This window comes from Paeniglutamicibacter cryotolerans (assembly GCF_014190875.1).
Classification (GTDB): domain Bacteria; phylum Actinomycetota; class Actinomycetes; order Actinomycetales; family Micrococcaceae; genus Paeniglutamicibacter; species Paeniglutamicibacter cryotolerans.
Genome location: NZ_JACHVS010000001.1, coordinates 1,480,119 through 1,493,176 on the forward strand (window position 1 = coordinate 1,480,119; position 13,058 = coordinate 1,493,176).

The window sequence follows — 13,058 nt, forward strand, 5'->3', positions numbered from 1 at the left end:
GGGATAGTGAGGAGAAGGCCGATTACATGACGCGCGACTGCCCCATCTCCGGTGTGGGGACCGGCGAGGGCTAGCGGCTAGGCCTGCGGGTCGGCGTCCGGGGCTTCCGGCGCCGAATCCTTGGCGATTGGCGGGGTACCCGCGTCGGACGCCTGGTGACGATGGCCGAACGGGTCGATCCGGTAGGGGTGGCGCACTGGGATCCTGCCGCGCAGCCTGGCGGTGAGTTGGCGCAGGTTCAATAGCGGCGAGTCCTCGTTCGGGGCCTCGACCTCCAACCCGTAGAAGTCGCCGATGTGGTCGACGAACGCCATCCGCTTGGCCTTGTCGTAGGCCCGGGACTCACGCGAGAACGCCCGGTAGGTGGCCCAGCAGACCATGATCAGCACCACGCTGAACGGTAGGGCAATGATAATGGCCGCCGTTTTCAATGCTTCCAGACCGCCGGAGAGCAGCAGTGCGCTGGCCAGCAAAGAGGTCGCCAGCGTGAAGAAGATGCGCAGCCAATTCTTAGGTTCGACCTCCCCTCCACTGGCGAGCATTCCCATGACCAGGGCGCCGGAATCGGCGGAGGTGATGAAGAAGATGACGATCATGATGATCGCGCCGACGGTGAGCACGCTGCCTGCTGGCAACTGGGCAAGCGTGGAGAAGAGAGCTCCGGCGGTATCGACAGTGCCATCGGGGCCGACCAAGCCGCCGGGCCCATTGAGCTGCGAGTACAGGGCGGTGCCTCCCAGCACGCTGAACCACAGCAGCGTGATCAAGGTGGGGACCAGGATGACGCCGGCCACGAATTGGCGCACGGTGCGGCCCTTTGAGATCCGGGCGATGAAGATGCCCACGAACGGGGCCCAAGATATCCACCAGCCCCAGTAGAACGTGGTCCAGTTGGATTGCCAGGCCTCGCCTGCGTCGCCGGAGAAGGCGCTGACGTTGAAAGCCATTCCGAAGAAGCTCTGCAGGTAGTTGCCGGTGGATTGAACGAAGTTGCGCAGCAGGAACTCGGTGGGTCCGACGACCAGCAGGAAGACGAGGAAGGCGCCGGCCAGGATCAGGTTCGTGTTGGAGAGCCATTTCATGCCCTTGCCGACGCCCGAGAGGACGGAGACGAGTACGAAGGCAGTGACCACGATGATGATCACCAGGTCGATGGCCATGGAGGAGGTGATGAGTCCGGCGCTTTCCAACCCTGCGCTGATCTGCAGCACGCCCAGGCCCAGCGACGTTGCCACGCCGAAGATCGTGCCGACCAAGGCCACGACGTCGATGAGGTTGCCCACTCCGCCGCGCACACGGCGCCCCAGCAGGGGTTCGAGTGTCCAGCGGATGGAGACCGGGCGGCCGCGACGGTGGATGGCATAGGCCAGGGCTAGGCCGATGACCACGTAGATGGACCAGGCATGCACTCCCCAGTGCAGGAAGGTCTGGGACAGTGCCGCTTGTGCAAGGTCGCTCGGCGTTCCCGTGACGCCGGGTTTGGGGGACGCAAAGTGGCTCAGCGGTTCGCTGACGCCGTAGAATACCAGGCCGATGCCCATGCCGGCTGCGAAGAGCAGGGAGAACCAGGAACCGAGGGAGAACTCCGGCTCATCATCGTCCTTGCCCAACTTGATGTCTCCGAACCGGCCGAATCCGAGCCATAGGCAGAAGAGCACCAGCGAGGTGGCCAGCAAGACGTAGTACCAGTTGAAGTAGCCGACGATGGCGCCCTGGATACCGGCGAACAGGGCCTGCGCCGTATCGGGCACGATGATTGCGAACGAAGCGAAAACCACCACGATGATTGCGGCGGGCCAGAAGACCCAGCGGTGGACTTGAGGTTTTGATTTTGTCTCACTCATTTTGCCAGCGTAGGCCCATTTTCCGCTGTCAGCCGGGTTCGGGCGGAATGACTCGGGTGAGAAAAGTCAAACGAATGGTGAATTCACCCGGCGTGTCGCCGGGGTTTGGATGCGCATTGTCCTCCGGCCCGCTTGCTATCCAGCTCGGTCAAGGACCAACGGGCCGGCCACCGCGCGTGAGACACACGGCATGATCGACCCTGCCCGTTCTTGATCCTCCAGATACAAATCGCGGTGGTCTGGTTCGCCCGAGAGCAGTGACAGCTCACAGCTACCGCAGGTCCCGGACTCGCAGGAGCTGGACAGCTCGATGCCCGCGTCTTGCAAAGAATGCAGCAGCGTGCGGTCCGCCGGGACCTCGATGAGTTTTCCGGTGGGATTCCAGCGGGCGGTGAACGGGGCGGCCGCAGCAGCTCCCGTGCCGACCCCGGAGAAGTCCTCCAAATGGATATTCCGCCTGCGCCAGTGCACGGTCGAAAGCCGCACCTGTTCCATCAACGGGGCTGGCCCACAGCAATATACGTGCAACCCGTCATCCGGCACTGCCAAGTAGTCCCACAGGTCCGCCCGCCCGCCGCGCTCGGCGCTGGCATGAATGTCCACCCTGTGGGTGTCGGTTGGGAGAAGATCTTCGAGGTAGGCCATCTTCGATCTCTCCTTGCCCAGATACAGCAGTGTCGAGCTCGTTCCGGGGCGACGGGTCACGACCGTGGCCATGGAACGGATCGGTGTGATGCCGATGCCGCCGGCAATGAACAGGTAGCGTTCGGCCTTAACCAGCTCGAAGCCGTTGCGCGGCCAGGTGATGAGCAGATCTGTTCCCGGTGCCGCGTGATCAACCAGATCCATCGAACCACCACGTCCGGCTTCATCCCGGGACACGGCAATGACGTAGCGGTCGGTTTCCTCCGGGTCATTGGTCAAGGAGTAGCTACGCCGGATCCCGGAGGGCCCCTCGACGTTCAGGTGCGCGCCGGCTTCGAAGGGCAGCAGCGCCGATCCGTCCGGAGCCCGGAATTCGAATTCACAGATCACGTCGGTGAGCATGCGTTTGGCCGACAGGCGCAATACGGCTTCCCGTTTGCTCATCGGACTCCCTCCACGGCATGCTCCAACGCAATGTCCATGCCGGGCGCCAGGGTCCCGTTGCTGCGCACGTGGGCATAGAAGCCCATGATGGCGTGTCCGAAATGCTGCTTCAGCGCGGCTGGAATGCGTGTGTCGCGCCTGGCGGTAGTGGGGTTGGCGTCGGTCGCGGCGCACCTGACGGTTTCCTCGAACACCTCGAGTCGGGACCCTCCGATTTCCACTGTGCTTCCGAGCAATTCTCGCTCGGCAAAGGCCTCGGGGCCGTCGAAGTAGATGTTTGCGCGGAAGCGAAGCGGATCGATTTCGGTGCCTAGTTTGGCTTCGAGTGCGCGCACCGAGGCCAGATTGACCAACGATACGGCCTGCATTTCCTCGGGGCCGGCCGCGGCCAGGTCGGGGAAGCGGAGTCCAGCTTCGGAGGCAACCACCGGTTCAATGCCGCCGGGCAGGTCCAGAACCCTCGCCAGCAGGGCCGTGAGGGCGTGGCGGCCGGCCTCGGTAGAGAGATCGGCGTCGAGCAACCGATGGCCCTGGACGTCCACGGAAAGCACTGAGGATCCGGGTGCGAGGCGCGTCGATAGACCGGCGAGGCGCTCTTCGGTCACCAGCGCGTAAAACGCCTTTTTGCCCAGTAGCTGACTCGCCCCAGACCGGTAGGGCCCATCGGGGCGGGCCAAGGCAAAAATCCTGTCGGCGGGGAACCCCCGCCCGGCCACAAGGACCACATTCTCGAGCCGTTCCGGACTCAACCCCTTGACGGGGTATCGGAAGAGGGAATCGATGCGGCCAAGCGGGGTCGGCTTCACTAGTTTTTGGCTCGGGTCAGGAGTCGTTGCGTCGCAGGCCGGCACGGCCCATCGCATCGGTGTAAGCGGCAACCATTTCATCGAACCACTTCTGCTGGTTCGCCTCGGAGCCGATGAAGGAGCGACCGCCGGTGGAACGCACCGGATAGACCTTGATTCCACGTTCGCGCAGGATCAGGTCGCCACCGACCTTTTTGAAGTCGTTGATCAGGTTCACTGCCTGAGTCCCATGGGCGACGATGGCCGAGACGCGGTAGGTGAGTTCAAGGAACTGCTTGAACGGCTTCACACCCGTCTTGATCTGCTTGGGGGTCAGTGCCGTGCTCTGCTCCTCGGGCAGATCCCACGGGTGAACGTTCCACGGCATTCCGTACTTGTGATCCAGTCCGGCGGAGGCATAGACCTCAGACAAACGGATCGCCGTGGGGTCATCATTCTGCAGCGACAGGAAGCCGGAGCTGGTGCCTGGCCCCGGGGAAATCTGCAGGCTGATGATGCGGGTCTCATCGAGGTCGTGGACCGGGTCGATGAGCGGAACGCGGGAACCCGGGACGCTTTCCTGCAATTTCAGGCAGAGCTGCGTCACCGGCTCGATATTTTCGTCGTGGATCTTACCCATTTGGGCTTGCACGAAATCGGGTGAAGACATCAGCTGCATGAAGGCGTCCTTTGAATGGAGTTTTGGTCCTGCCGGGGCCGACGGCGCGGGCGCCGTGTCAGTCGTCCCCCTCCGAGCCTATGCCCGATTGCCCTCGGATGGGATCGTCGCGGTCAAAATGTTGCGTGGCGGCGGCGCCAGTGGACTGATTCCGTGCCGGTCGGAGCATGGCAACCGCCACTTCGCTGGCATGTGGGATGCGGGATCGATAAGTCCGAGAAATGACGTTGTTGCCGGCCAACGACGCGGAATCGATGTTTGTCAGCTTCTCGGAACGCCCGCCGAGCGCGCCCCGGGAAAGCCGCCGATCAGCCCGGGGTCCGGGTCTTCCCGCCGGGCGGGGGACGGCCTGGGGAAATCGCCAGAGTCCCGTGGTGTGTAGTCACTCTCGACCCGGGCCAGTGGCCTAATGCGCAAGCCTCAGACGTGGAAGGCCCGAGTAATGAGCATCCGAAAAATTGCCCCGCAGTGGTTGCTGGCGATGGCATTGGCTGCGGGACTTGCCGGGGTCGGCTTGGGTCCGGTGGACGCTGCTGCGCCCTTACCAGCCACCGCTTCCCAGGCAGCCGGCAGGGCGCTGGCGGCTGCGGCCAAGACAGCAACAACCATCAAGACCACGGCAAACGTGAACCTGCGGGTAAAGCCCGGGACGCAGCACGACCCTGTGGCTACCCTGAAAAAGGGAACCGTCGTTGTCGCAACCGGTAAGTCGAGCGGCAAATGGTGGCAGGTCACGGTCGGCAATAAGGGCGGCTGGGTCAGTTCAACGTACCTCAAGACCACCCCGGGCGTCGTGAAAACGGGGCCACTAAAACCCCAAGTGAAACCCGCTGCCGGCTCAAGCCGATGGAGCGACGGTACCCAGGCCATCTACGCCAAGGCCAACAAGACGTCGAAGCGGCTCATGGCCCAGACCAGTGGAGTCAAAGTCAAGCATCTCAAAACAGTTGGAAAGTGGTCCTATGTCCAGACCCACACGGGGAAAGGTTGGATTGAAGAGTCGGCGCTGGTAACCAGCGAGGCGAAGGCTATCGGTAATTCAAAAACCCACCGGTGGACTGTGGCCGATTCGCATGTGCGCAGCGGTGCCTCCAGGATGCATCGCTCCCCTGGAATCATCCCGGCCAACCAGAAAGTGGTCTACATCGAGACCGCCAACTGATGGTCGAAAATCAGGACGCCCAAGGGCACCACGGGGTGGATCAGAAACACTCAGTTGACCGCCATCGAATACCGCCCGTTGAAGGCGCTGCAGCCCAAGACCAAAGCGATGATTAGCGCGGTCAAGAAGCGATATGGAACATCGCTCACCGGGATCGGTGGAGTGCGCAACGGATCCAACGGCCACGGCGACGGACTCGCCGCGGACTTCATGCTGAGGGCCTACAACTCGGCGGCAGGGATCAAGGCCGGCGAAAAAATTGCCGCATATCTGGTGGCCAACCACGAGACACTGGATGTGGGTTTCGTTATCTGGCGGGACCGGATCTGGCTTGCGTACGACGGCCAGTGGGGGTCCTATTCCAAGGGCGGCTGGGGTAAACACCTGGAGGTTTCACGCGGCTGGAACACGACCACACGGCACATGGACCACTTCCACGCGGAGATCGAACGCTCCGTTCCCCGCAGCTAGCCTCGGAGGTACGGGGTGGGTCCCGGCCCGGGGGAACGGTGGTGTGTGCACCCGGGGTCGGATTTCAATTCGGGGCGGTCGCTCGGATACGTTGTCTTAGAGACCCTTCACCATCGTTGTTGGCACGCCCTTGTTCTTATCAGGGAGTCGAGGACCACCGGTGGCGATTGCCCCGCTGGAAGGAAATCGCGTTTCTCTTATGTCTGGAGCTCCCGCACCACAGGCCAAACCCAAGATTCCCTGGTTTTGGATCATGCCGATCCCCATCGCGTTGCTGATCGGCATCATCATCGGCATGCAGATTCCCACACCGGCCGGTTCCGCGGAGGCCCCGCCTGCTGCCATTGCCCAGCCGGGGGGAAGCCCCGACGCCGCCGAGGCCGCACCCCGGAAGATCAACGTCGAACGTCGTGAAGCAGACGACCCGACGGCCGTGGGTGACATTAACGCCCCGGTCACGATAGTCACTTACTCGGACTTTCAATGTGGCTACTGCGCAAAATGGGCCAACGACACGCTGCCGACGATCGTCCAGCAGTATGTGGATGCGGGAAAGGTACGAATCGAATACCGCGACATCATGTTCTTCGGTGAAAACTCACGCCAAAGTGCTGAGTTGGCCGTCGCAGCGGGCCATCAGGGCAAGTACCAGGAATTCCACGACGAGATCTTCGCCGATGGCGGTACCGCCAAGAACGCGGACTTTTCCGAAGCGGGGATCAAAGCCCTTGCCGCGAGCCTCGGGGTGGACCACGACCAGCTGGTCTCCGATGCCGGATCGAAGGAAACCTCCACCCTGGTCCAGAAGAACCACGACGAGGCAAAAGAGCTCGGCGTAACGGGAACCCCCACGTTCCTTGTCAATGGAACGCCCCTAGTCGGGGCCCAGCCGCTTGAGGCTTTCGTCAAGGTCATTGACGACGAGCTGGCCGGCTAGTCGGAAGGCAGCAGCCACATGGAAGTCGGGTTTGCCTACGCCCTCATGGGTGGAATGCTCGGGGTGTTCAGTCCCTGTAATGCGCTTTTGCTGCCCGCCTTCTTCGCAAACATCGCCGCTTCACGGGCCAAACTGCTGAGCCTCGGCACGGTGTTTCTCGCCGGGCTGCTCCTGACCCTGGTGCCGCTTGGTCTGGGGTTGGGCTGGCTCGGTGGAACGTTGAGCGTGGACCGCGGCGTACTGCTTGCAGGGGCGGGGTGGGTGCTGATCAGCCTAGGTTTGATCACTGCCCTCGGTGGTGGATTCGATGTCTCGCGATTCCTTCCGCGGGGCGGCCCGTCACCCGCGACCGGATCCCTGTTCGGCACCTTCGTCCTGGGTGCGGTATCGGGTGTTGCCGGGTTCTGCACCGGGCCGGTGCTCGGAGCCATCCTCACCCTCGCACTAACCTCGTCAACCCCGATAAAGGGCGGGCTGCTCCTGGGGCTTTATGGGATCGGCATGGTCATCCCGATCCTGATCATCGCCGCGCTGATCCGCAAGGCCGGGCACGGTTCGATCCGATGGATGCGAGGACGCAGCTTCTCGATGGGCCCGCTGAAGCTTCACACCACTTCGCTGCTGATGGGTGCCGTTACGGTTCTCGTGGGTTGGATGATGATCTTCACCAACGGCCTGGCATCGGTCCCCGAGCTGCTACCCTCGCCGTGGATCGCTTCGCTGGAGAACTTCGGCCGGTACCTAGATGCGGCCGTTCCCGCATGGGTCTGGACCGTGTTGGTGGGGCTCCTGCTGTTGGCCTGGTGGCTGAGGGAAGCTATTCGCCGATCCGGAAACGCAGCGAACGGTCCCGCTCCGGAGCCTGAAACGAGCTCCGCATCAGGGAAATAGGACTAGGTCAGGAAAAGGGCTAGCCGGGTTTGGCGCTCACCCTCTGCGGGTCCGCTGGTAGGCTCTAATCTAGAATCTATGTTCTAGGAAAGGTGGCTTGGATGTTTGGCAACAACCTGCCGATCCCTGCCGTTTCCGACACCACTCCGCGTGGATTCCCGTCTCCGGCGCAGGACTATTTCAGTGGTGGAATCGACCTGAATCGGCACCTGATCCGTGACCGTACCTGCACGTTCATCATGCGGGTCGAGGGAAACTCCATGGCCGACTCCGGTATCGCCAGCGGAGATGAAATCATCGTCGACCGATCACTCACGCCCAAGGACGGATCAGTCGTCGTCGTGGTGCTCGAGGGCGAGTTGTCGATCCGGCGGATCCGGCTTGGTGTCGAGGGGATCCGCCTGGAAACCAGCCGGACCGCAGACCCCGGGCTGCGCGTCGACGAACTGGCCGACCTGACCATCTGGGGTGTTGTCACCCGCTGCCTGCACCATGTCTAGGAACCCCATCGCGCTGGTGGACGTGAACAACTTCTACGTCTCATGTGAGAGGGTCTTCGATCCTTCACTGGAGGGGCGCCCGGTGGTGGTGCTCTCCAACAACGACGGGTGCGTCGTCGCGCGCTCGCAGGAAGCCAAGGACCTGGGTATCGAGACCGGGACGCCGTGGTTCAAGGTCAAGCCCTCGGCGGCGGCATGGAACCTGGTGGCGCGCAGCAGCAACTACGAACTCTATGGAGACATGAGTGCCCGGGTGATGGAGGTCGTGGGCCGCTTCGGCACCTGGCAGGAGGTCTACTCGATCGACGAGTCGTTCCTGGGCCTGACCGGCACCGAGGGACAACTGCGTGAGATCGGGGAAGAAATCCGGGCCGCAGTGGCGCGGCAAGTGGGGGTGCCTGTCTGCGTGGGCATCGCCTCGACCAAGACCCTGGCCAAATTCACCAACCGCATTGCCAAGCAGAACGCCGCCATGGGCGGTGTCTGCTCGCTGGATTCCATGCCGGTGGGGCAAGTGGAGACCATCCAGGAGCGGGTGCCGGTGACCGGGTTGTGGGGAGTGGGCGCGCGTACCGGAGACCGGCTCAAGGCCCAGGGCATCGTCTCGATCGCCGACCTGAAGCGGGCCGACCCGCTGGCGATCAGGAAGAAGTTCTCGGTGGTCTTGCAGCGTACGGTGCTCGAATTGAACGGAACCGCCTGCATCCCGCACACCGAGGAGCGGGTGGACAAGCAACAGATCATGTTTTCGCGCAGCTTCTCGACTCCCGTCACGACACTGGAGGAAATGGGACAGGTCTTCTCGATCTATGCCCAACGCGGGGCGGCACGGCTGACGGCCGGGGGCCAATGCGCCACGATGCTGACTGTCAGCGCCGGAACCAGCAGGTTCGCCGGCGGCGATGCGAGTTTCCCCGCAGTGACGTTGCGTCTGCCTGCTCCAACCAGCGATCCGATAGTGCTGACGCGGCTGGCCGTTTCGGCGCTGCGCGGGATGATCGTGCCAGGAACCTCCTATGTGCGAGCCGGTGTCATGCTCGGTGGTCTGGAACCAGCCCGGGGCCAGGAGCAGTTCGACACGTTTGTCGATGACCGCGAATCGCTGGACCTGGGCGGGCTGTTGGGCAGCGTACGGGCCAAATTCGGAGATACGGCGATAGGTCTCGGTGCCGGTGGTCTGGCCGAACCGCCGGGATGGTCAATGAAGCGGGAGCTCTCTTCTCCGCGCTACACCACCGAATGGGAGGACCTGCCAGTCGTTTCTGCCAGATAGCGGGCGGGTGCAGTTCCCCGCTTCAGACGGAAGACGTACCCGGGGCGGTGACCAGCCACAAGGGAGCGGTCGAGCCGGGGCGTCCCCACTGTGTGGTTTCCTCGGAGATCAGCCCCTCCAGCGCGTCGGACAGGCATTGTCGCAGGTGCCAGGGCACGGTGATGAACTCACCGACGTCCACGAGCCCGTCGGCTTGGATCCTCAACAGTTCCTCGCGCAGCAACTGTGCCAGGAAGGCCGAGGGGATACTGGGAACCCCTGGAAGGGCAAAGTCCCCGTTCCAGACGTCGATGGCCAGCGGGGGATCAGTGGAGGCCGCGCCGAGCAGCACCTCGAGCAGGAACGGTGAGATCATGTCGCTGAGGATCAGCAGGTGTTCGCCGCTGATCGACTTCTGGAAGTATGCGGTGGCGATAGTGCGCAATAGTTGTGCGCGGTCCGCGGGCGGCCCGTCGATCAGCAGCATGCCGTCCGGATTGCAACGGACACTGGTACGCGATTGACGGAGCAGTGGCAGATCCCGGAACAGTTCCCAGACCCGCATGAGTTCATCGATGGCCCCCATGGACCCGACCCTGCGCTCGGGAAAACGCGGCGTGGCCGGGAGTTCGATCGATCGGCCCACCAACCTAGCTCGCAAGCCCACACAGGCGGCCGCCTCGGGCACGTCCCGCAAGCGCAGGACAAGGGTGCTCGTGACATCTCGACCGGGGGCAATGAAACGGGCCATATCGGTAAAGTGCCGGGCAAAGGACGAATCAAGCAGCGCAGCATCGAGCTGGTCGGCGGGCAACTCCGGAATCCGAATTTCATATCCGGCGGGATCTTCGAACTCTTCGGCAGGCGCGGGGAGCCTGCTCGACGAAACGGCTGCGAGGGCCGCTTCATAGCTCAGGGGGTCCCCGGACCACTGCCCGGTATCCAGTAGGAACCGCAGGTACCCTGAAGCAACTAGGCCAAGCTCGGTGGCCCGCTCGGGCATGGTCGCTTCGAGATGACGGAGCGAAGAATGTAGGAACACGGGGTCCAAGTCCGTTGCCCGGGGATCCGTGGCCTGCTCGGAATAGGTTTCGAAGAGCGCCCGCAACAAGATCCGGCAGTCCTCAGTACCCAGCTGAAGCGTGCCCGTGGCGGCGTTCCAGTGGACGAAGTCGGATTCCAATGCATTCGTCGAACGTTCGAAGAGCACCCCGCAGATGGACACGACGTTGGTTACGGGCTGCCTATTGGCATGCTGGCCTGCCTGTTCCATGGTGGTGCCTCGCGTTCGCGTGGGGAGAGGAGCGGATGGACCTGGGTGCCGCCTGCACGGTGGGTTCAGCCTATTCCTTAGCGGGCCCGATGGAACCCCGAAACCGAAAAATATCCATCCGGATGGTCACCGGGCTGCAGCCGGACCGCATTCAGGGGCTTTCAGCTAGCCGGCACCTGCCCGGTCTGGTCCGCTGATTTCGTCGAAATACCGTGGCAGGTGCCTTTGCTCCGATATTTGCGCGGCGGTCCGGGTGTGCAAGGCTGGGGAAGGAAGACGCCGCTGTGCGCGGCGTCAGGCAAAAGGAGCAGGAGCAAGCAGATGCGCCCATCCTGGAGGGCCGGGACAGTCGGGCTCATGGCAACAACGTTGGTAGTGGGGATGCTCAGCGCCTGCGCAACGCCCACTCCACCCCCGACCGGCACCCCGGCCTCTTCGCCGAGTTCCACGCCGAGCGGGGAAAATGCGCCCCCGACCCAGTCCCCGACCTCAACCCGGAATCCGCCGTCCCCCAGCGCCTCGGCGATACGGCCGCCTTCGGCCAGCAGCCAGACAGCCAGCTCCGCGCCCTCGTCCGCTGCACAACGGGCGCTGGACGGCCTCAGCCTTGAACAGCGTGTGGGGCAGGTGCTGATGATGGGGATTCCTGCCACCGGCGCCGATGCTCCGACACTGCGGATACTGGGTGCCGATCATGTAGGAAATGTCTTCCTCAAGGGGCGCAGCAAGCTGGGCGTCTCCGGGACCAGGCACGTGGTTGACGCGGTGCGGGCCACCGGCGCACCCGCTGCTACCGGTGGCATCCGGCGCTTCGTGGCCACCGACCAGGAAGGCGGCGCGGTCCAGGTGCTCAGCGGCCCGGGCTTCAGTGCCATGCCTGCAGGAATCGTGCAGGGCGGCTGGACCGCCGACCGCCTGGAAGCCTCGGCCCGGACTTGGGCCGTGGAACTGGCCGACGCCGGTGTCGACGTAAACCTGGCTCCGGTCACCGACACCGTTCCCTCGGCTGCCTTCGCCCCGTCGAATGCGCCCATCGGTGCCTTCGGCCGGGAATTCGGCTATACCACCCAGACGGTGTCCACCCACTCGCTGGCGTTTTCCCGGGGCATGAAGTCAGGCGGCGTCCAACCCGTGGTGAAGCATTTTCCCGGCCTCGGCCGGGTCACCGCCAATACCGACACCACTGCCGATGTCCTAGACACGGTGACGACCCGGAACGATCAGTACCTTCAGCCGTTCGCGGCCAACATCGAGGCTGGAAACGGATGGGTGATGGTCTCCAACGCCCGCTATGAGCGCATCGATCCGGAAAATATCGCCCCGTTCTCGTCCAAGGTCATGGAGGGGATGCTGCGCTCGGACCAGGGGTTCTCCGGGATCATCATTTCCGATGACATGTGCAAGGCCGTCGCCCTCTCGGCGTGGGCGTACGGGAGCAGGGCAGTTAATTTCTTCAACGCCGGAGGCACGATGATGCTGTGCGTCAATGCTGCCGCTATTCCCGCCATCACCCGGGCGCTGGTCGCCGAGGCACGGGAATCATCGGCCTTCAGGGCCCGGATCGATGCGGCAGCATTGCTCGTCCTGCGGGCCAAGCTCGGGTAGGGAAGCGCGAGCCGGCGCGGCCTACCTGCCCAGCAGGGTCTTCAGCCGTCCCTGATTGAGAAGCCCGGATTTCTCGGCTTCTAGGAAGTATTCACGCTGCCAGTCCCGGGTCCTGCGGGCCTGGTTGCCGGGACATGGGGTCCACGGGGCATAGATGCGGAATCCGCGCTTGCCTTCCCGCCCGGGAACGGTGGCGATCCCGTGGCGTTCCAAGGCCTCGAAGGGCAACACGAACAGGCCGGATCCCAGGGCATCGACCAGATGGATCAGCGCCCCGTCGAGTCCGTCCGAGGCCAGCAGCGGACGGATCGGCCCGGATTCCGAGCGCCGCCACAGGGTCACGAAGGCGCCGGCCTTCTTCGGTGTGACAAGCGCCTGGCGGTAGGCCCACGCCAGTCCCCCGAGCCTGATGCTGTGGGCGGCGTAGCGGGCGCCTTGCGGATCGGTTTCGGCTTCGATCGCCGTTGTGTCGAGCCCGATCAGGCCGGGCAGTACATTTTCCGGGTTCACCCGCTAAGACTAGTGCCCGCACACCGCAGCGGCGCCCCGGACTGGTGTCCGGGGCGCCGC

13 protein-coding genes are annotated in these 13,058 nt (G+C 63.7%); 7 read left to right on the top strand and 6 right to left on the bottom strand.

Going from position 1 to position 13,058, the window contains the following annotated elements:
• Positions 1-77: 77 nt before the first annotated feature.
• From E9229_RS06985 to E9229_RS07000, 4 genes are all read right to left on the bottom strand, one after another.
• On the bottom strand, positions 78-1,844 hold the full coding sequence (locus E9229_RS06985; RefSeq protein ID WP_183510541.1) for a BCCT family transporter: 1,767 nt from the start codon (positions 1,842-1,844) through the stop codon (positions 78-80).
• A 135-nt stretch (positions 1,845-1,979) separates the two neighbouring features.
• Positions 1,980-2,933, bottom strand: coding sequence for a PDR/VanB family oxidoreductase (locus E9229_RS06990; protein WP_183510542.1), 954 nt, complete (start codon positions 2,931-2,933; stop codon positions 1,980-1,982).
• Complete coding sequence (locus E9229_RS06995) at positions 2,930-3,820, bottom strand: MOSC domain-containing protein (RefSeq protein WP_312855621.1); 891 nt, start codon at positions 3,818-3,820, stop codon at positions 2,930-2,932. The genes E9229_RS06990 and E9229_RS06995 overlap by 4 nt, the downstream gene beginning before the upstream one ends.
• A complete protein-coding gene (locus tag E9229_RS07000; protein WP_183510544.1) occupies positions 3,756-4,397 on the bottom strand; it encodes a uracil-DNA glycosylase family protein in 642 nt (213 codons plus the stop codon). The genes E9229_RS06995 and E9229_RS07000 overlap by 65 nt, the downstream gene beginning before the upstream one ends.
• Before the next feature lie 442 nt (positions 4,398-4,839).
• On the opposite strand from E9229_RS07000, the gene E9229_RS07005 reads away from it, so the two are divergent.
• The 6 genes from E9229_RS07005 to E9229_RS07030 all read left to right on the top strand — a co-directional run bounded on the left by E9229_RS07005 (position 4,840) and on the right by E9229_RS07030 (position 9,631).
• Positions 4,840-5,559 carry an SH3 domain-containing protein gene (locus E9229_RS07005; RefSeq protein WP_183510545.1) on the top strand — a complete coding sequence of 240 codons (720 nt, stop codon included), beginning with the start codon at positions 4,840-4,842 and terminating at the stop codon, positions 5,557-5,559.
• A gap of 54 nt (positions 5,560-5,613) precedes the next feature.
• Positions 5,614-6,030 (top strand): hypothetical protein, encoded by a 417-nt coding sequence (locus tag E9229_RS07010; protein WP_183510546.1) that lies wholly within the window; start codon positions 5,614-5,616, stop codon positions 6,028-6,030.
• 253 nt (positions 6,031-6,283) lie between these two features.
• Positions 6,284-6,967 (top strand): DsbA family protein, encoded by a 684-nt coding sequence (locus tag E9229_RS07015; RefSeq protein ID WP_183510547.1) that lies wholly within the window; start codon positions 6,284-6,286, stop codon positions 6,965-6,967.
• 18 nt (positions 6,968-6,985) lie between these two features.
• The gene (locus E9229_RS07020) at positions 6,986-7,858 is read left to right on the top strand and encodes a cytochrome c biogenesis CcdA family protein (protein ID WP_183510548.1); all 873 of its coding nucleotides are present in this window, start codon (positions 6,986-6,988) and stop codon (positions 7,856-7,858) included.
• A gap of 101 nt (positions 7,859-7,959) precedes the next feature.
• Positions 7,960-8,358 (top strand): LexA family protein, encoded by a 399-nt coding sequence (locus E9229_RS07025; protein ID WP_183510549.1) that lies wholly within the window; start codon positions 7,960-7,962, stop codon positions 8,356-8,358.
• Positions 8,351-9,631: a Y-family DNA polymerase gene (locus tag E9229_RS07030; RefSeq protein ID WP_183510550.1), complete on the top strand. Its 1,281-nt coding sequence runs from the start codon at positions 8,351-8,353 to the stop codon at positions 9,629-9,631. Before E9229_RS07025 ends, E9229_RS07030 begins: the two co-directional genes overlap by 8 nt.
• 22 nt (positions 9,632-9,653) lie before the next feature.
• On the opposite strand, the gene E9229_RS07035 is transcribed toward E9229_RS07030, so the two are convergent.
• On the bottom strand, positions 9,654-10,883 hold the full coding sequence (locus E9229_RS07035) for a hypothetical protein (RefSeq protein ID WP_183510551.1): 1,230 nt from the start codon (positions 10,881-10,883) through the stop codon (positions 9,654-9,656).
• A gap of 381 nt (positions 10,884-11,264) precedes the next feature.
• Here E9229_RS07035 and E9229_RS07040 point away from each other — a divergent pair, with 381 nt between their 5' ends.
• Positions 11,265-12,488, top strand: a complete 1,224-nt coding sequence (locus tag E9229_RS07040; RefSeq protein ID WP_281369563.1) for a glycoside hydrolase family 3 N-terminal domain-containing protein — start codon at positions 11,265-11,267, stop codon at positions 12,486-12,488.
• A gap of 21 nt (positions 12,489-12,509) precedes the next feature.
• Here the strand turns inward: E9229_RS07040 and E9229_RS07045 are convergent, their stop codons facing one another.
• Entirely contained in the window at positions 12,510-12,998 is a 489-nt protein-coding gene (locus tag E9229_RS07045; protein WP_183510553.1) for a MepB family protein, read from the bottom strand.
• Positions 12,999-13,058: the final 60 nt, after the last annotated feature.

Excerpts from the sequence above, each read along its gene's own strand:
- E9229_RS06985 (WP_183510541.1), bottom strand. The coding sequence starts at position 1,844 with ATGAGTGAGACAAAATCAAAACCTCAAGTCCACCGCTGGGTCTTCTGG.
- E9229_RS06990 (WP_183510542.1), bottom strand. The coding sequence starts at position 2,933 with ATGAGCAAACGGGAAGCCGTATTGCGCCTGTCGGCCAAACGCATGCTC.
- E9229_RS06995 (WP_312855621.1), bottom strand. The coding sequence starts at position 3,820 with ATGAAATGGTTGCCGCTTACACCGATGCGATGGGCCGTGCCGGCCTGC.
- E9229_RS07000 (WP_183510544.1), bottom strand. The coding sequence starts at position 4,397 with ATGCAGCTGATGTCTTCACCCGATTTCGTGCAAGCCCAAATGGGTAAG.
- E9229_RS07005 (WP_183510545.1), top strand. The coding sequence starts at position 4,840 with ATGAGCATCCGAAAAATTGCCCCGCAGTGGTTGCTGGCGATGGCATTG.
- E9229_RS07015 (WP_183510547.1), top strand. The coding sequence starts at position 6,284 with ATGCCGATCCCCATCGCGTTGCTGATCGGCATCATCATCGGCATGCAG.
- E9229_RS07020 (WP_183510548.1), top strand. The coding sequence starts at position 6,986 with ATGGAAGTCGGGTTTGCCTACGCCCTCATGGGTGGAATGCTCGGGGTG.
- E9229_RS07025 (WP_183510549.1), top strand. The coding sequence starts at position 7,960 with ATGTTTGGCAACAACCTGCCGATCCCTGCCGTTTCCGACACCACTCCG.
- E9229_RS07030 (WP_183510550.1), top strand. The coding sequence starts at position 8,351 with ATGTCTAGGAACCCCATCGCGCTGGTGGACGTGAACAACTTCTACGTC.
- E9229_RS07035 (WP_183510551.1), bottom strand. The coding sequence starts at position 10,883 with ATGGAACAGGCAGGCCAGCATGCCAATAGGCAGCCCGTAACCAACGTC.
- E9229_RS07040 (WP_281369563.1), top strand. The coding sequence starts at position 11,265 with ATGCTCAGCGCCTGCGCAACGCCCACTCCACCCCCGACCGGCACCCCG.